Origin of the sequence: Streptomyces sp. 11x1 (assembly GCF_032598905.1) — a bacterium.
Taxonomy (GTDB): domain Bacteria; phylum Actinomycetota; class Actinomycetes; order Streptomycetales; family Streptomycetaceae; genus Streptomyces.
In genome coordinates this window covers 3447984-3464987 of the sequence record NZ_CP122458.1, presented here as the reverse complement: position 1 = coordinate 3464987, position 17004 = coordinate 3447984, and the positions used below count along the sequence as shown (strand labels likewise).

Annotated in this window: 16 protein-coding genes; 9 read left to right on the top strand and 7 right to left on the bottom strand. The window is 72.2% G+C overall.

The window, feature by feature from the left end; all coding sequences use genetic code 11:
• Window positions 1–124 precede the first annotated feature (124 nt).
• Window positions 125–1057 (top strand): rhomboid-like protein, encoded by a 933-nt coding sequence (locus P8T65_RS14885; protein ID WP_316725866.1) that lies wholly within the window; start codon window positions 125–127, stop codon window positions 1055–1057.
• Here the strand turns inward: P8T65_RS14885 and P8T65_RS14880 are convergent.
• The gene (locus P8T65_RS14880) at window positions 998–1675 is read right to left on the bottom strand and encodes a GNAT family N-acetyltransferase (protein WP_316725865.1); all 678 of its coding nucleotides are present in this window, start codon (window positions 1673–1675) and stop codon (window positions 998–1000) included. The two genes, P8T65_RS14885 and P8T65_RS14880, sit on opposite strands and share 60 nt — an antisense overlap.
• A gap of 166 nt (window positions 1676–1841) precedes the next feature.
• On the opposite strand from P8T65_RS14880, the gene lon reads away from it, so the two are divergent.
• Together lon and P8T65_RS14870 are read left to right on the top strand one after the other, a co-directional pair.
• Entirely contained in the window at window positions 1842–4232 is a 2391-nt protein-coding gene (lon, locus tag P8T65_RS14875) for an endopeptidase La (protein ID WP_316725864.1), read from the top strand.
• Between the two features lie 277 nt (window positions 4233–4509).
• Window positions 4510–4989, top strand: coding sequence for a MarR family transcriptional regulator (locus P8T65_RS14870; protein WP_316725863.1), 480 nt, complete (start codon window positions 4510–4512; stop codon window positions 4987–4989).
• A gap of 13 nt (window positions 4990–5002) precedes the next feature.
• On the opposite strand, the gene P8T65_RS14865 is transcribed toward P8T65_RS14870, so the two are convergent.
• Window positions 5003–5788, bottom strand: a complete 786-nt coding sequence (locus tag P8T65_RS14865) for a protein phosphatase 2C domain-containing protein (protein ID WP_316725862.1) — start codon at window positions 5786–5788, stop codon at window positions 5003–5005.
• Between the two features lie 365 nt (window positions 5789–6153).
• On the opposite strand from P8T65_RS14865, the gene P8T65_RS14860 reads away from it, so the two are divergent.
• From P8T65_RS14860 to P8T65_RS14840, 5 genes are all read left to right on the top strand, one after another.
• Window positions 6154–9072 carry a nitrate- and nitrite sensing domain-containing protein gene (locus P8T65_RS14860; protein WP_399098943.1) on the top strand — a complete coding sequence of 973 codons (2919 nt, stop codon included), beginning with the start codon at window positions 6154–6156 and terminating at the stop codon, window positions 9070–9072.
• Window positions 9069–9590 carry a roadblock/LC7 domain-containing protein gene (locus P8T65_RS14855; RefSeq protein ID WP_184899360.1) on the top strand — a complete coding sequence of 174 codons (522 nt, stop codon included), beginning with the start codon at window positions 9069–9071 and terminating at the stop codon, window positions 9588–9590. Before P8T65_RS14860 ends, P8T65_RS14855 begins: the two co-directional genes overlap by 4 nt.
• Window positions 9587–10081 (top strand): DUF742 domain-containing protein, encoded by a 495-nt coding sequence (locus P8T65_RS14850; RefSeq protein ID WP_316725860.1) that lies wholly within the window; start codon window positions 9587–9589, stop codon window positions 10079–10081. The genes P8T65_RS14855 and P8T65_RS14850 overlap by 4 nt, the downstream gene beginning before the upstream one ends.
• A 304-nt stretch (window positions 10082–10385) precedes the next feature.
• Window positions 10386–10961 (top strand): ATP/GTP-binding protein, encoded by a 576-nt coding sequence (locus P8T65_RS14845; protein ID WP_316731593.1) that lies wholly within the window; start codon window positions 10386–10388, stop codon window positions 10959–10961.
• Window positions 10962–11014: 53 nt separating this feature from the next.
• On the top strand, window positions 11015–12250 hold the full coding sequence (locus P8T65_RS14840) for a styrene monooxygenase/indole monooxygenase family protein (RefSeq protein WP_316725859.1): 1236 nt from the start codon (window positions 11015–11017) through the stop codon (window positions 12248–12250).
• Between the two features lie 82 nt (window positions 12251–12332).
• Here the strand turns inward: P8T65_RS14840 and P8T65_RS14835 are convergent, their stop codons facing one another.
• The 4 genes from P8T65_RS14835 to P8T65_RS14820 form a co-directional block, all read right to left on the bottom strand.
• Entirely contained in the window at window positions 12333–13049 is a 717-nt protein-coding gene (locus P8T65_RS14835; RefSeq protein WP_316725858.1) for a hypothetical protein, read from the bottom strand.
• 102 nt (window positions 13050–13151) lie between these two features.
• The gene (locus P8T65_RS14830; RefSeq protein ID WP_316725857.1) at window positions 13152–13493 is read right to left on the bottom strand and encodes a hypothetical protein; all 342 of its coding nucleotides are present in this window, start codon (window positions 13491–13493) and stop codon (window positions 13152–13154) included.
• A 24-nt stretch (window positions 13494–13517) separates the two neighbouring features.
• Window positions 13518–14243 (bottom strand): helix-turn-helix domain-containing protein, encoded by a 726-nt coding sequence (locus tag P8T65_RS14825; RefSeq protein ID WP_316725856.1) that lies wholly within the window; start codon window positions 14241–14243, stop codon window positions 13518–13520.
• 319 nt (window positions 14244–14562) lie between these two features.
• Complete coding sequence (locus tag P8T65_RS14820; RefSeq protein ID WP_316725855.1) at window positions 14563–15519, bottom strand: diiron oxygenase; 957 nt, start codon at window positions 15517–15519, stop codon at window positions 14563–14565.
• A 124-nt stretch (window positions 15520–15643) separates the two neighbouring features.
• Between P8T65_RS14820 and P8T65_RS14815 the strand changes: the two genes are divergently transcribed.
• Window positions 15644–16489: a hypothetical protein gene (locus P8T65_RS14815; protein ID WP_316731592.1), complete on the top strand. Its 846-nt coding sequence runs from the start codon at window positions 15644–15646 to the stop codon at window positions 16487–16489.
• Here the strand turns inward: P8T65_RS14815 and P8T65_RS14810 are convergent.
• The gene (locus P8T65_RS14810; protein WP_316725854.1) at window positions 16482–16988 is read right to left on the bottom strand and encodes a DUF3291 domain-containing protein; all 507 of its coding nucleotides are present in this window, start codon (window positions 16986–16988) and stop codon (window positions 16482–16484) included. The two genes, P8T65_RS14815 and P8T65_RS14810, sit on opposite strands and share 8 nt — an antisense overlap.
• Between the last annotated feature and the right edge of the window lie 16 nt (window positions 16989–17004).

The window sequence follows — 17004 nt, the reverse complement described above, 5'->3', positions numbered from 1 at the left end:
GCACGAGCGGGTCCGAGCCGTGGAGCTGTCGGCTTGCTGTGAATCGCCCTCCCAGTGGCGGGGATCACAGACAACGGCGTATCGGGCCGTCGAAGGTGAGGCGAAACGGAAGGAGCGCCTCACCTTGGATGCCGCCGAGACTGTGGAGACCGCGGGGCCCGTCCTCGACGGCATTCCGCGGCAGCCGGCGGCGACACCCGGGCGGGAGCCGGTGGCGTACCCGGAGCCAGTGACGCATGTGGAGCCGGTGGCGTACCCGGTGGAATCCGAGGCGTGTGCGGTGCGATCCGAGGCGTGCCCGGTCGAGCCCGGCGTGGGGCTCGACGCGGAGCCCGGGACGCGTGCCGGCGCTGCGTCCGACCAGAGCCGGCGTACCCCGTTCCCGCGCCCCTGGCGGTTGCTCCCCACTCCCGTCGGTACGCCCTTCACCTTCTTCTACGCCACCGTCCTCGCGCTGACCTCGCTGGTCGCCGAGTACGCCGACCCCGCCCTGGTGCGCACCCTGCACCAGGGCTCCAGTACGGACGTGGCGCATCTGGTCCACTCCCCGGTGCCGGTCCTGGGCGCGAGCGCGCTGTGGGTCGCGGGCGGGGTCGGCTCCGTGTACGTCTTCGCCTTCCTCCTGGTGCTGACCGCGCTGGAACGCCGTGTCGGCGGGTGGCGCACGGCCGGTGTCTTCCTGCTGGGCCATGTCCTCGCCACCCTCGCGACGGAGGTCCCCGTGGGCCTCGCCGTCCTGGTCGGCCACCTCCCCGACAGCTCCCTGCACCGTCTCGACTTCGGCATCAGCTTCGGGGTGGCGGCGAGCGCGGGCGCGTTGGCGGGACTGCTGCCGCCGTGGCTGCGGTGGCCGCTGCTGCTGGGCTTCGGCGGCATGCTGCTGGACGACCTGATCGCGTTCGCGGACCCGATGACCAACTGGGGGCATCTGCTGGCCCTGGGGATCGGGGTGGCGATGTGGCCGGTGGTACGGGAGTGGTGCGTGGTGCCGCGCCCGTCAGGGCCGGCCGGTGAACTTCGCGCTCGTCAGTGGGGCCGTCACCGTCCAGCCCGGTGACGCGTAGAGGGCTCGGCCGTCCGGTGTGCCGGCCAGTACTCCTGTCTCCGCGCCCTGTTCGAGGGCGGTCTGGGCGAGGGTGTCCATGACGAACGTGCCGAGGCCGCGGCGGCGGTGGGCCGGGGACGTCTCTATCTGGTCGGCGACCGCCGTCGCTCCGGTCGGGACGATCTGACCGCGGGCCGCCAGGGAACCGTCCGGCGCCGCGACCATCACCCGGATCACGCCGCCGCGCGACCAGGTGCGCAGCCGGTAGCCGTCGGGCAGGGAGACCGCCGGGGCCTCGCGGGGCCTCAGTCGTACGGTCATCAGAAAGCCGGGCTCGGGGTCGATCCACCATCCCTCGCCGAGCCAGGGGCCCACCGTCGACGCGTCCGTGAAGACCTTGAGCCAGGTGCCGGCCCCGGTGACGGCGTCGGCGACCTTCCGGACCGTCTTCTCCTCCACCTCCTCGTTCGCCGCCGAGAGGACGTGGCGGGTGACGTGGTGGGCCAGGCCCATGTCGATCGTGAAGCCCCAGGGCTCGACCACCGGCGGCGCCGCTCCCCGGGACACGACCCACCTGTCGACCCATGCCCGCACTGTTCCGTCTGTTCGTTCCACCGGGACCCCGCGCATGTTGTAATAGGTGAAGCTGGGTGAAGAGTATTACGTATGGTGATTCCGGAGTGCGTCCAGGTGGGCTCGTGATCGCCCACAGCGAACGGGTGGCCGCTCGGGGAACATTCCCCGACCCCTCTGCATTGAGTCGGCATAGCTCAACTTGACTGCCGAGGGAGAGATCATGGCATCGACGTCCGCACCGCTCACCCTGCCCGTGCTGCCGCTCGACGAAGAGGTCGTGCTGCCGGGAATGGTGGTGCCGCTGGACCTCAATGACACCGATGTACGGGCCGCGGTGGAGGCCGCGCGGGCCGAACCCGGGAAGCCGAAGGTGCTCCTGGTGCCGCGTATCGACGGCAACTACGCGAGCATCGGCGTGCTCGGGACCGTCGAGCAGGTCGGACGGCTGGCGGACGGCGACCCCGGGGCGCTCATCCGGGCAGTGCGCCGCGTGCGGATCGGGGCCGGGACCACCGGGCCCGGTGCCGCCCTGTGGGTCGAGGGGACGCGGATCGACGACGGCGTGCCGGAGCCGCTGCCCGGACAGGTCGCCGAACTCGTCAAGGAGTACAAGGCACTTGCCACCAGCTGGCTGCGCAAGCGCGGTGCCTGGCAGGTCGTGGACCGGGTGCAGGCCATCGACGACGTCTCCGCGCTCGCCGACAACTCCGGCTACTCGCCCTTCCTCACCCTCGAACAGAAGATCCAGCTCCTGGAGACCACCGACGCGGTCGTCCGGCTGAAGCTCGCCACCCAGCTGCTCCGCGACCACCTCGCCGAGCAGGACGTCGCCGAGACCATCGCCAAGGACGTCCAGGAGGGCGTCGACAAGCAGCAGCGCGAGTTCCTGCTGCGGCGCCAGCTCGAAGCCGTCCGCAAGGAACTGCGTGAGCTGAACGGCGAGAAGGACGGGGAGGAGTCCGACGACTACCGGGCCCGCGTCGAGGCCGCCGACCTGCCGGAGGCGGTACGGGAGGCCGCGCTCAAGGAGGTCGACAAGCTGGAGCGGTCCAGCGACCAGTCGCCCGAGGGCGGATGGATCCGGACCTGGCTCGACACCGTCCTGGAACTGCCCTGGAACGAGCGGACCGAGGACGCGTACGACATCCAGGGCGCCAAGAGCGTCCTCGACGCCGAGCACGCCGGGCTGGAGGACGTGAAGGAGCGCATCACCGAGTACCTCGCGGTGCGCAAGCGGCGGGCCGAGCGGGGCCTCGGTGTCGTCGGCGGGCGGCGCGGCGGTGCCGTGCTCGCGCTCGTCGGGCCGCCCGGCGTCGGCAAGACCAGCCTCGGCGAGTCCGTCGCGCACGCCATGGGACGGAAGTTCGTCCGGGTCGCGCTCGGCGGTGTGCGCGACGAGGCCGAGATCCGCGGACACCGGCGCACGTACGTGGGCGCGCTCCCCGGCCGTATCGTCCGCGCCATCAAGGAGGCCGGGTCCATGAACCCGGTCGTCCTGCTCGACGAGATCGACAAGGTGGGCTCCGACTTCCGGGGCGACCCGGCGGCCGCGCTGCTCGAAGTCCTCGACCCCGCGCAGAACCACACCTTCCGGGACCACTACCTGGAGGTCGAGCTGGACCTGAGCGACGTCGTCTTCCTCGCCACCGCCAACGTGCTGGAGGCGATCCCCGAGGCCCTGCTCGACCGGATGGAACTCGTCCGGCTCGACGGGTACACGGAGGACGAGAAGATCGTCATCGCCCGGGACCACCTGCTGCCCCGGCAGCTGGAGCGGGCCGGGCTCGACGCCGACGAGGTCGTGCTCGACGAGAGCGCGCTGCGCAAGCTCGCCGGTGAGTACACGCGCGAGGCGGGCGTACGGAACCTGGAGCGGTCCGTGGCGCGGTTGCTGCGCAAGGTCGCGGCCCAGCACGAACTGGGCCGGCGCGAGCTGCCCTTCACCGTCACCGACGCGGATCTGCGCGGGCTCATCGGCCGACCGCACCACGTGCCCGAGTCCGCCCAGGACCCTGCGGAGCGGCGTACGGCGGTGCCCGGTGTCGCCACCGGGCTCGCGGTCACCGGTGCCGGCGGCGACGTGCTCTATGTGGAGGCGTCGCTGGCCGACCCGGAGACGGGCGCGGCGGGGCTGACCCTCACCGGCCAGCTGGGCGACGTGATGAAGGAGTCCGCGCAGATCGCGCTCTCCTTCCTGCGCTCGCACGGCGCGGAGCTGGAGCTGCCCGTCGCCGACCTCAAGGACCGGGGCGTGCACATCCACTTCCCTGCGGGCGCGGTCCCCAAGGACGGCCCCAGCGCCGGTGTCACCATGACGACGGCCCTCGCGTCGCTGCTGTCCGGGCGGCTGGTCCGTACGGACGTGGCGATGACGGGTGAGGTGTCGCTGACCGGGCGGGTGCTGCCGATCGGCGGGGTGAAGCAGAAGCTTCTCGCCGCGCATCGGGCCGGTGTCACCACCGTCGTCATTCCCAAGCGGAACGAGGCGGACCTCGACGATGTGCCCGCCGAGGTGCTGGAGAAGCTCGATGTGCACGCGGTGACAGATGTCCGCCAGGTGCTGGAGCTGGCGCTGGCTCCGGCGGAGGTTGGGGTGCCTGTGGCTGCGTGACCCTCCGGGTGGGGGCGCAGTGGGCGTCGTTCCACGGGTGCGGCCCGGTGGGGCTTCTCGCGCAGTTCCCCGCGCCCCTGAAAAGCAGGGGCTGCGCCCCGTGCTTCTCAGGGGCGCGGGGCCGTGGTCCTCCAGGCCCGAAGGGCCTTGTCTTTCAGGGGCGCGGGGAACTGCGCGACCAACCCCACCGGACCCGCGGGCGACCTGGACCATGTCCGCCCCCACCTGCGAAATACTGACCCGCAGGTACCCGGATCGGAATAGCAGGAGCGCTGACGTGCACGACGAGGGCGGAAACGGCGACGGCGGTGCTGTCGGAGCCGGCATGGACCAGGCGTTCCTGGCGCTGGAGCGCGAGTTGACGGTCCTGCTGCGGCGCGCCCGCGCCAAGTCCGGCGAGATGGCCCGTGCCGTCCACCCCGATCTGGAGTCCGCCGCCTACGGCCTCCTCGCCCGCCTCGACGAGACCGGCCGGCTGCGCGCCACCGAACTCGCCGCCTACATCGGCGTCGGCAAGGCCACCATGTCCCGGCAGCTCCGCGCCCTGGAACACCTCGGCCTCATCGCCCGCGAACCCGACCCCGCCGACGGGCGCGCCTGGCTCGTCCACCTCACGGACGAGGGCCGGGCCCGCTTCCGGGCGGTCCGGGACGCCCGCCGGGTCGCCTACGTACGACAGCTCGCCGGCTGGGACAGGGACGAGGTGGCCCAGCTCGCGCACCTGCTGCACCAGCTGAACCGAGGCGTGGAGAACTGAGCGGCCGAGGAGTTCACCACTCCACGAACACCACGCTCGCGTCGTCGTGTCTCTTGGCGCGTCCCAGGAACTCCCGTTCCACGTCGGTGGCTTCCAGCTCCCGCACCCGCTGCACCAGCCCCGGCGCCCCTGTCTTGCGGACCAGGGTGAGGCAGTCCGCCCAGTCGCCCTCGCGGAACGTCTCCACCCAGCGGCCCGCCCCGTCCGTCAACGCGGCCAGCGCGCGGACCTCCTCGCGGGGGACGGTCCCCGTCACCGCCCGCGCGGCCACGGCGGGATCGGCGGCCGCAGTCCAGAACCCGCCCTCCTTGTTCCGCACGGTCGAGTCCACGATCGCGGCCGTCGCCAGCGAGGCCCGGGGCAGCCGGGAGAGGCGGTCGTCCAGCACGGCCGTCACCGTGCCGTCCGGCCGTTCGAACAGCAGGGCCGAGTCCGACAACACCAGGTACTCCACGGCCGTCCGTGACCAGCGGGCGACAACCACCGTGGCCTGTGGGGTTCGCGGGTGAGAAAGGTCACAGGTTTGGGCGTGGGCTCGGGCGGTACGAGAAATGGCCTGTGAGAGCACGTCGGGCAACGGTGAATCTCGCTCCGAAACGGACATTTCGGTCAGGGTGCCGCCGAGGCGGGAAGTGAACCATGCGACCGAATGTCGACAGCCGTAGCCGTCGGGCGGCGGGGTCACCCCGTCGAGGACGACGAGGGCGCCGCCCTGTCCCCCCGCGGGCAGGGCCACCGACGCGAAGTCCTCGTTGGGGCGAAGGGGATCGCCGGGTTCCGAGACGAGTTCCGTGCGCATTCGGCCAGTCTGCACGAGCCCGCCACAAGATCCGTGAAAGGCCGACAACGGTCGCCGTGCGCCCCGGACCCTCCAGGCGGGCCGCCGGGTTTGGCATGGAATGATCGTGAGCGGTGAAGCGCGGCGGCGAATACTGTCAAAGCGCGTCGCCGACGTCCAACCGGCCTGACGCAGGGGGCATCGGCACGAGCCGGAGGAACTTGCCCGCCAACTCCCCGGGGATGTTCACTCCTTCGGGTGGCGGGACCGATGATGCGGGACCACTGCCCACCGGCACTGGGAGGGTCGGGAGCCGTACCGGGGGGACGGCCAGATTTGACGAGTTGACGGATCGTCACCCGGGCTAATGGGTACACGAGTCAGGAATGCGAGCACCGGTGCAGAAGACGCGGCCTCGGCGCGCAGGCAAGCAGGCAGCTTCGAAGGCCTCCGCGGCCTCCCCGAACCAGCAGGGGACGGCACAGGCAGGGGCCCCCGCCGTCGGCACCGGGCGGAAGGCGCACGTACGCAACCGGCTCATCGTCGCCGTGGCCGTCGTGGCAGCCGCCATAGCGGGCGCCGGAGCCCCCTCGATCCTCGCCGCCTCGGAGCAACTGCACGACACCCAGAGCCTGGTCACGCTCGCCGAGCAGACCCAGGAGACGCTCACCCTCGCGCACGCGCTCGCCGACGAGCGGGACGAGGTCACCGCGTACATCGCCGCCGGGCGCCCCAAGTCGGCCGCGCCCAGCAAGCAGCGTAGTGACCGCGTCGACACCCAGGCCGAGGAGCTGAGCGCCGACACCGACACCTCCGCCGCTCTGCGGGAGGACATCGAGTCCATCGCCGGCGTACGGGAAGCGGCGCTCTCCGGGAAGAGCACCGCCCTGGAGGCGCACACGGCATACACCGCCGTCGTCACCGAACTCCACGCCCTCGCCGAGGAACTGGCCGCCGAACTGCCGCCGCGTGCCGGTGGTGGCGCCTACGCCCTCGCCGAACTCGACACCGCCGTCCAGCAGGCCGCCGCCGCCCGGGGGCTGCTCGTGGCGGCGCTGAGCGTCCCGACGAGCACGCAGACGGTCATCGACCCCACCACCGGGCTGCCCACCACCACGACCGGCGCCTCGGCCGCCGACGCCAAGCAGCGCGACGCCCTCACCGCCGTCGCCCAGCAAGCCCGCGTCCGCTCCGACGCCGCCCTCGCCCACTTCCGCGAGACCGCGCCCGCCGCCGGCCGGTCCTCCTACGACGCCACGGTCACCGGCCCTGAGGCCGACACCGCCGACAGGTACCTGGCGGACCTCACCGACCAGCCCACGCTCTCCGACCGCGAGGCCGGCATCAGCGCCGAGAAGGTCGGCGCGGCCCTGTCCGCCCGCGTGGACCTGATGCGCGGCGCCGAGTCCTCCCTCTACGACCGGCGCACCAAGGACCTCGCCCAGCTGCGTGACGAGGACGTCACCGCGCTGGAGATCCGCGTCGCCGTCCTCGGCGCCCTGATGCTGCTGGCCGTCGGTGTCGCCACCGGCATGGCCCGCTCCCTCACCCGCCCGCTCGCGGTGCTGCGCATCGGCTCCGCCCGGGTCGCCGGCGACCCGGCGAACCAGGAGCCGGTCAAGTTCACCGGTCGCAACGACGAGTTCGCGCAGGTCGTGCGCTCGGTCAACGCGCTCCACGCGCACGCCCTCGCCCTGCACGAGCGGCTCGCGCCCCTGGAGGGCGACCGCAAGCACCTCATCGGGCAGCGCCAGACCATGGCCGACGACCGCGACCGGCTGCGCGCCGAACTCGCCGAGGCGACGGCCCACCTGACGAAGGTCCAGCACAGCGTCCACGCCACCTTCGTCAACCTCGCGCTGCGCACCCTCGGCCTCGTCGAGCGGCAGCTCGCCGTCATCGAGTCCCTGGAGGAGCGCGAGCAGGACCCGGACCGGCTCGCCACCATCTTCAAGCTCGACCACTTCGCGACCGTCATGCGCCGCCACAGCGAGAACCTCCTCGTCCTGGCCGGCCACGAGCACGTCCAGCACCACGCCGGACCCGTCCCGCTCGTCGACGTCGTCCGCGCCGCGGTCAGCGAGATCGAGCGCTACGAACGCGTCCGCATCGCCGCGCTGCCGCCGGGCGCGCACGTCGCCGGGTTCGCCGCCGACGACCTCAGCCACCTCCTCGCCGAACTCCTGGAGAACGGCACGTCGTTCTCGCCGCCGGAGATGTCCGTCGAGGTCACCGGCTGGCTGATGGAGAACGGCGAGATCGCCCTCTCCGTCCAGGACGGCGGCATCGGCGTCGCCCCCGACCGGCTCGCCCAGCTCAACTCCCGCCTCACCGACTTCGACCCCGAGGCGCCCTACGAGCAGGAGGACGGCGAGGGCCTCGGCCTCGGCCTGTACGTCGTGGCCCGCCTCGCCCACCGGCTCGGCACCCCCGTCCGGCTCCGGCCGCACGGCTCGGGCGGCACCGCCGCGGTCGTCGTCCTGCCCAAGACGCTGCTGGCCCCCACGCCCGCCGTGCCCGTGGGGACCCCGGCCTCCGTCACGCCCCAGTTCACGCTGCCGGGCGCCGACGCCGAGGCCAACTCGAACGTCCTGCCCGGCCGATCCGTCGCCGTACGCGAGCCCGAGGGCGACGGCGACCCCCTCATCGAGGCGGCCGAGCGGGCACTTCAGGCGAGGGAGGCCGTGGGGACGGCCGCCGACGCCGCAGAGGCCGCCGGGAGCGTCGTACCGGAAGACGACGCACCCGAGGCCGCACCCGGCCCCGACACCGGGGCCGGGACCGGACCCGCGTCCGGGGCCGAGTCCGTGTCCGAGACGACGATGGAGCTCTTCGCTCCGGTGGCCCCGGGGAAGGGCGCCGACGAGGAGAGCGACGAGACCCTCGCCGACCACGACACCGACACCGGCGCCGAAGGGGACGACCCGTACACGGGCGAACCCGACACCCACGAGCGTGCCGCCTACGAAGGGAACACGGCGCGCGCGACCGAGGTGTCACGGGCCGGGACGGAGGGACCGCGGGGGGAACCGACCCCGCGCCTCACCGACAAGGGCCTGCCCAAGCGCACGCCCAGGATCACCGCGCCGGCGCCCACGACCCCCCGGCCACGGGTCGGCGGCGTGAACGCCGAGGAGCTGCGCCGGCGGCTCGGCGGGTTCCACCAGGGGGCCAGGGAGGGGCGGCGCGACGTCGAGGCCGAGATCGCCGAGCAGTCGGGTGAGACACGGATGCCCGTGCCCCATGAGTACCGGACAGAGGCAGTTGACACCACGGGGGGCACTTCCGAGGAGGAAAGCAGTTGACCGCGCCCATTACCTTCGGACTGAGCAGTGAAGCCCGCAACCTGCACTGGCTGTTGACCAACCTGGTGGAGGAGGTGCCGGGGCTGCTGTCGGTCGCGGTGGTCTCCTCCGACGGCCTGCTGCTGCTCTCCTCCGACCCCGGCAGGAACGCGCAGGCCCGCGAGGCCCGGGAAGAGCGGCCGCAGGGCCCCCGGGGCTCCGCCGCCGACCTGGCCACCATCGTCTCCGGCATCGGCAGCCTCACCATCGGCGCCGCCAAGCTCATGGAGTTCGGCGGGGTCAAGCAGACGATGGTCGCGATGGACGAGGGCAGCCTCTTCGTGATGTCGATCAGCGACGGCTCGCTGCTCGGGGTGCACGGCTCCCCGGACTGCGACATGAGCGTGGTGGCGTACCACATGGCGCTCTTCGTCGGTCGCGCCGGCCATGTCCTCACCCCGGAACTCCGCAGCGAGCTGCGCAAGTCCCTGGAGGCCGAGTCCCACAGGGAGACCGAGGCGGCCGGGAGCCGGCGATGAGCGGCCCCAGGCAGAACAGGGCGCGGGCCCCCGAGCCCGGCCGGGCGAAGCGGCCGCCCGCGACCAAGGGCGCGACGGGCACCAGGAGCACCAGGGGAGCCAAGAAGCTCCCCGTGCGCGGCGGCGACCGCAAACCCGCCCGCGTACGCCCCTACTCGCTCACCGGCGGCCGCACCCGCTTCGGCCACGTCCTGCACGTGGAGACGTTCGTCGCCGTACTCGAAGCCCCGGCGGAGCGGCCGCAGTTGGCGAATGGTTCACTCAACACCAAGGTGATGCCCGAGATGCGGGCCATCGTCGAACTCTGCCGCCGTATGCGGACGGTGGCAGAGATCGCCGCGCTGCTGAAGATGCCGCTCGGCGTGGTCCGCGTCCTCCTCAGCGATCTCGCGGACCAGGGAAAGATCCGTGTGTACGGAACAGGTCACGGACCGGGACAGCCGGACCGCGCTCTGCTGGAAAGGGTGCTGAGTGGACTCCGCCGTCTCTGACGCCGCCTCGGCCGGCGTCAACCCCGACGCCTCGGCCGGCGTCACCCCGGGCGTCGACGACGCCCCCCGCGTCGCGCTGGACGCGGACGCTCCTCGTGTCGAGATAGACGCGGACGCCCCTCGTCTCGACGTGGACGCCGTGCGTGCCGAGCCCGGTACGCACGGCGTCGGCATCGACAACGGCACGGCCGCCCCGCCCGGGGGTTACGCCCGGGCGGCCTCCCGCGGTCTCGACCGGCTCGCCGAGGCGCGGGCCGGCGCCGGGGACGACGCGGCCGGACCCGCCGCGGAGCCCGAGGAGGAGCTGAAACCCTGGCAGTCCGACCTGAGCCGGGCCCCCATCGCCACGAAGATCGTGGTGGCGGGCGGCTTCGGTGTCGGCAAGACCACCTTCGTCGGCGCGGTCTCCGAGATCACCCCGCTGCGCACCGAGGCGCTGATGACCGCGGCCAGCGTCGGCACGGACGACCTCTCCGCGACGCCGGACAAGCTCACCACCACCGTGGCCATGGACTACGGCCGCATCACCCTCGACGACGACCTCGTCCTCTACCTGTTCGGCACGCCCGGGCAGGAGCGGTTCTGGTTCATGTGGGACGACATGGTGCGCGGCGCGATCGGCGCGGTCATCCTCGCCGACACCCGCCGCCTCGGCGACTGCTTCCCCGCGCTCGACTACTTCGAGAGCTGCGGACTGCCGTACATCGTCGCGGTCAACGCGTTCGACGGCAGTGTGCGCTACGAGCCCGAGGACGTCCGGGAGGCACTGACCGTGCCCGACCATGTACCTGTCATGATCATGGACGCGCGCAAGCGGGCCTCCGCGATGGAGACCCTGCTGGCGCTCTGCGCCCACGCGATATCCCTCAGCCCCGAGTAGTCCCCGAGCGGGACACCACGGGACGCCACGGACGAACCAGGAGACCTGTCCGGATGCGGAAGATTCTCGTCGTCGGAGCCGGCCAGTCCGGGCTGCAACTGGCCCTCGGACTCCAGTCGCACGGGTACGAGGTCACACTGATGTCCAATCGCACCCCGGACGAGATACGCGCCGGCCGCATCATGTCCACCCAGTGCATGTTCGACTCGGCCCTGCGCCACGAGCGTGAGCTGGACCTCGACTTCTGGGATTTCCAGGCGCCGAGGATCGAGGGCGTCGGCGTCTCCGTCACCGGCCCGGCCGGACGGCGCGACGTCGACTGGGTCGGCAGGCTGCGGGGGTACGCGCAGGCCGTGGACCAGCGGGTGAAGATGGCCGGCTGGCTGGAGACGTTCTCCCGGCGCGGCGGTCAACTGGTCGTCCACGGCGCGGCGGTCTCCGACCTGGACTACTTCTCCCGGATGTACGACCTCGTGCTCGTCACCGCGGGAAAGGGCGAACTGGTGCGGATGTTCCGCCGCGACGCCGCCCGCTCGCCCTACACCGAACCGCAGCGCGCGCTCGCCGCGGTGTACGTGCACGGCCTGGGTCCGCGCCCCGAACACCCGGAGTTCGACGCGGCCCGCTGCAACCTGGTGCCCGGCGTCGGCGAACTCATCGTCCAGCCCGTCCTCACCACCTCCGGGCGTGCCGACGCCCTCTTCTGGCTGGGGCTGCCCGGCGGCCCGGTCGACGCCTTCGAGGGCGTCCGGGACGCGGCGGGGCAGCTTGCGCTGACCCTGGAGCTGATGAAGCGCTACACGCCCTGGGAGTACGCGCGGGCCACGGGCGTCGAGGTGACCGACCCGGGGGCGGCGCTGCAGGGCCGCTACACACCGGTGGTACGGCACCCCGTGGGTCAGCTCCCGAGCGGCGGGCTGGTGCTGGGCGCCGGGGACGTCGTCGTGGCCAACGACCCGCTCACCGGGCAGGGGGCGAACTCGGCGGCCAAGTGCGCGGCCGTGTACCTCTCGGCGATCCTCGACCACGGGGACGGCGAGTTCGACGAGGTCTGGATGCGGCGGACGTTCGAGCGGTTCTGGCAGATCGTGGGGCCGGCCACCAAGTGGACCAACACGATGCTCGCTCCGCCGGCCGAGCATGTGCTGGAGCTGGTCGAGGCGGCGGAGGGGCTGCCGGTGGTGGCGGATCGATTCGCCAACGGGTTCGACGATCCGGCTGATTTCGAGGGGTACTTCTACGAGGCGGAGAAGACGCGGGCGTATCTCTCCGAGGTGGCCGGGGGGTAGGGAGCCGGGCGGGCGCCGTGGTGGCCCTGCTCGGCTGCCGGGTTCACGTGGTTCGTGGTTGCTCGCGCAGTTCCCCGCGCCCCTAGGGCGACGGGGGCCTCGGGAGGTCGGGGGCGGGGGTGTGCTCCGACTTCTTGAGCTCGGCCAACTGGGCCGGGGTCAGGGACGCGAGCAGGTTCTCGATCTCGGCCAGGCGGTCGGACGTGGTGTCGTGTTCCCTTCTGTGCTGTTCGGCGAGGGTCAGCTGGCGGTCCAGGGCCACGCGGGCCCTGCGGGCCAGGGCGTTGGTGTCCTGTTCGCTGCCGACCAGACGCTCGATCGTCTCCGCCCGCTCCTGCGCCACCTGTCCGATCACATGGCCCTGCTCCAGCGCCCGGTGCGGGTCCCGCGTCATCAGCAGCCGTACGTAGGGGGAGAGCGCCGTGCTGCTGCTCTGGTACTGCTGCCGGGCGAGCCGGCCGGCCGCGCCCCGGCTGTCGTGCAGGGAGAGCCGGGCCATCGCGAGCCGATGGTCGAGCCTCGCCACCTCGGCTCGCTGCTTCCTCAGCTCCTGGCCGGTCCTGCCGTACGCCTCGGCGGCCTTCTCGGCCTCGCGGTGGAGCCGTTGGAGGTCGGTGAGGAGATCGGCGACCGAGCGGTCCTCGGCGGAGGGGGACTCGGCGGCGGTGTCGGTGGGGGTGTCGGCGGCGGGGGGTTCCGGTGCGGCCGTGGCGGGTGCGGGGGCCGTGGCGAGGAGGGCGCCGGCCGTGAGGGCCGTGACCGTCGCCGAACAGACCAGGCGCAGCAGCCTTGCTGACATGTCATCACCTCCGGTGCTCAGGTGGGCCGTCCACCTCGCACCGGCAGGATCGGGGGAGGGGGAGGCGGGCGCGCGCCGGGTGGACCGTTCGGTGCCGGGGTGTCACTCGTCGGTGGGGCGCGGCCGCGCGGGCGGCGTGGCGGATTGCCCGTCCGAGCTGTCGGGGGCGCCGGCACCCGCCCGGGTGCCCGGCTTGGACCACGGCCACTTCAGGCGACGGCTGGGGTCCGCGTCCGGTGCGTACTCGTACTTCCACAGCTGGTGCAGGAAGCCGCTGCGGCCCGCGTCGACCCGGCGGTAGACGAGGACCGTCGGCGGGCCGCCGGCGGTGTCGGGCACCGGGACCCGGTACGTCTTCGGGGGGTGCCCGGTGATCCCGAGGGGCACGGGCAGGACGCGCCCGTCGAGGGGGCCGCCCACGAAAGGGGTGTCTTGGCTCTTCACCGGACCAGTGTCACAGGACCGGTGTCACAGCAGGTGCCCGGCGTCGCCGACCACGGGCAGGATGCGGCGGGCCAGGCTCCCGACGGCGCCCTCGGGGGTCTCGACGGTCAGGGCGTGCCGGACGACGGCGGCGGTCTGCGGGTCGCGACCGGCGGTGGCGGTGAGACAGGCGACGAACTGCTCGACGAGCCAGTCCCGCAGCTCGCCGACGTCCGGCTGTTTGCCCTCGTCCAGCCAGATGAGGGAGGCGGCCTCCACGGAGGTGATCCACATCCGGACGGTCATCCGCAGCCGCAGGCCCGGCTCGGCCACCTCCAGGTGCCGCAGGATGTGGTCGGCGGCCGCCCGCCGGACCCCGTCCACGATGGCCGTGGCCCGAGAGGTCTCCACGACGCTGCCGCCCTGGAGGAGGGCGCTGAAGCCGGTGTCGTGCGTGTCGACGAAGTCCAGATACCGGTCGAGGGCGCGGGCCAGGCGGCTGGTGAGGGGGCCCTCGGCGGGCTCGTCGAAGCAGTGCTCCAGCTCCTCGGCGGCCGTGCGCAGGGCCGCCTCGTAGAGCTGCTGCTTGCCGCCGGGGAAGTAGCGGTAGACGAGAGGGCGTGAGACGCCGGCCGCCTCCGCGACGTCGTCGAGGGAGACGTCCTCGGGAGCGTTTTGCGCGAAGAGCTCCAGGGCCGCGTCCAGCAACTGGCTGCGCCGCTCCTCGACGCTGAGCCGACGGTATGCGCGGGTGGGGGCCTCGGACGTCATACCCGCAGGGTAGTCGGGGGTGAGTGGCGACCGCCGGGATCGCGTCAGGGGGTGGGGGTGCGGGTTTCGTGGGCGGCTGCGGGTGGGTGGGGGGCTGGTCGCGCAGCTCCCCGCGCCCCTGAGAAGCCGGGGCTGTGCCCCGTGCATTTCATCCGCGTCCCGCAGCCCCGCCGTCTTCCAGGCCCGCAGGGCCTGGTCTTTCAGGGGCGCGGGGAACTGCGCGAGAAGCCCCACCGGAGCCGCACCCGCCGACGAACCTGCAGTCCCGAGCTGACAGGCGCCCCAACCCCCGCTCCCAGGCGCCCCAACCACCTACCACCTACCCCAGCAACCCCGACGACCTCCACATCCGCCGCCCCACCCCCCGCAGCACCCCGATGTCGTCCAGGAAGTCCGTCAACCGCTTCGCCCCGGTCTGCATGACCTCCCGCCGGTGCCCACTCGCCCGTACCTGGGCGACCGCCGCCCGCTGGTCGAGGCCGACGTTCGAGTACACCTCGGGGTTCACGAACGCCACTGAGAAGACGCGGGCGAACTCGCCGGACGTGACGCGGGTGAAGCTCCGGGACATCCGCGGGGCCGTCACCATCTGGCGGCGCAGCTCCTCACGGGCGTAGCGCACGTGCCGCGCCTCCTCGACCACATGGATCCGGGTGACCCCCCGGATCAGCGGCTGGACCCGCTCGTCGGGGAAGGTCAGCCGCTGCATCCAGTCGAGGATCTCCTCGCCGAGCAGGGTCGCCGTGAAGGACCCCGGCGTCGTCGAGATCGTCTTGAAGACGCGGCCCAGGTTCTGGTGCAGTCGGCTCACCGGGTAGTACGGGGTGCCGCCCTTGCTGATCAGCCGGGCGAACATCTTCGAGTGCCGGCACTCGTCCTCGAGCTCGGTGAGCGCGTAGCGCACATGCGCACTGGTCGCCGCCCGGTCGTAGATGTGCCGGACGAGCAGCTGCATGAGGATGATCTCGAACCAGATGCCGAGGGAGGCCAGCGCCGCCGCCTCGTGTTGAGACAGCGCGATGCGCTGCTCCTCCGACATCCTGCGCCACATCGGAGTCCCGTACAGGGACACCAGCTCCGGCGGCCAGAACCACTTCCCCTCCTCGAAGGGGGCGTCCCAGTCGAGCTCCTTGTCCGGGTCGAAGGAGTGCTTCGCGGAGGAGACGAGCAGCCGTTCGGCCACCTGTTCCCGGTCCTTGAGGAGCCCGAGCGCGTCGCGCAGCACCTCCGCCTCCGACTCGGGGTTCGTCGAACTCAGCGAGGTCACCGTAGTCATGGCTGTCGCAGCTCCTCGTACGGAAGTTCAGGGAGTTACCAGCGGTCACCGTTTATGAGACTACTTGTCAGCAAGGCCGTCAATCCTTTGCGCGCGACTCGTGCAGTAACGTGCTGGCGTGTCCATGCCTCCATCGCCCCAGCAGCCCTACGGTCAGCAGCAGCCGCCCCAGGGGCCGTACGGTCAGCAGCCGTACCCGCCGCAACAGCCGCCCCAGCCGTACGGTCAGCACCCGCACGTGCCGCAGCAGTACCCGCCGCAGCAGTACCCGCCGCAGCCCCAGCCGTACGGCGCGCCCCAGCCCGGCGGGTGGCAGCCCACGCCGCCGCCGAAGAGCCGCACGGGACTCGTCCTCGGGATCGTCGGCGGGGTCGTGGGCCTCGTGGTGCTCGGGACCGTGGGGCTGTGGGTCGTCGGGACGCAGAGCACCAGCGGTTTCCCGGAGGCCGAGTACAAGCTGGCCCTGCCCGAGACCGTGCTCGACGGTGAGTACAAGCTGGCCCAGGACCTCTCCGGCACCGAGGGGCGGAAGGTGGAGGACGAGGCGGAGGGAGCCTGGGACGCCCGTGACGTCACGGCCGCCGTCGCGCAGTACGCACCCCGGAAGGACGGGGCCCAGGGCGCCCTGATCGTCTCGGGCATGTACGGCCGGTTCAAGAACACCGACGCCGCACGCGACAACATGCTGAAGGGCGCGGCCGGCGTCAGCTCGATCAAGGTGGTCGTGCCGCCCGAGGACTACACCCCGGGCGACGACGGCCTCACCATCAGCTGCCAGGTCGTCACCCAGAACCAGGGCGGCAGCGAGATCACCTACCCGATGTGCGCCTGGGCCGACGGCAACACCGGGGCGTCCGTGGCCGAGCTGAGCGTCGAGAGCGTCGGGCAGGACGCCTCGGAGGTCGACGTCGAGGCCTTCGCGGAGCGCACGCTTCAGGTCCGCTCCGAACTCCGGCAGCCGATCAGCTGAGCACCGCGTCGGGCTGCGCCGGCTCCGTCGGTCCTGTCGGCTCCGCCGGTCCCGCCGGGAACGAGGTGCGCAGGGTGAACGCGTACGGCGTCGGGCCGTGGGCGCGGAGGTGGAGGATCCGTTCCTCCGCCTCGGCCACGGTGGGGTGGTGACCGGCCGGGACCCACCACAGGGCGGTCGCCGCCTTGCTCAACCGCTCGAACCACTCCCGCCTGCGGGCCAGCAGTTCCCGGTGCTGTCCCTGGTACATGAAGGCGGTCAGGGCGTCGGTGTCCCGCCACACCGACATGTTGATGATCAGCCACTCGTCGCCGAGGACCGGGATGTCGGTCGCGTTGCCGGAGTCGCTCTGCAGACGCCATACGAAGCCGGGGGAGCGGTCCGCGACCGCGTTCACCGGATCGAGGGCGTCGACGAAGTCCTGCAACCGGGGCGAGTCCAGCGGGGCTTGGAGGCGGGCGATGTTCACCTGGGCGAGTTCGTACGTGGTGGGAGTCATGGGCGAACGGTAGGCC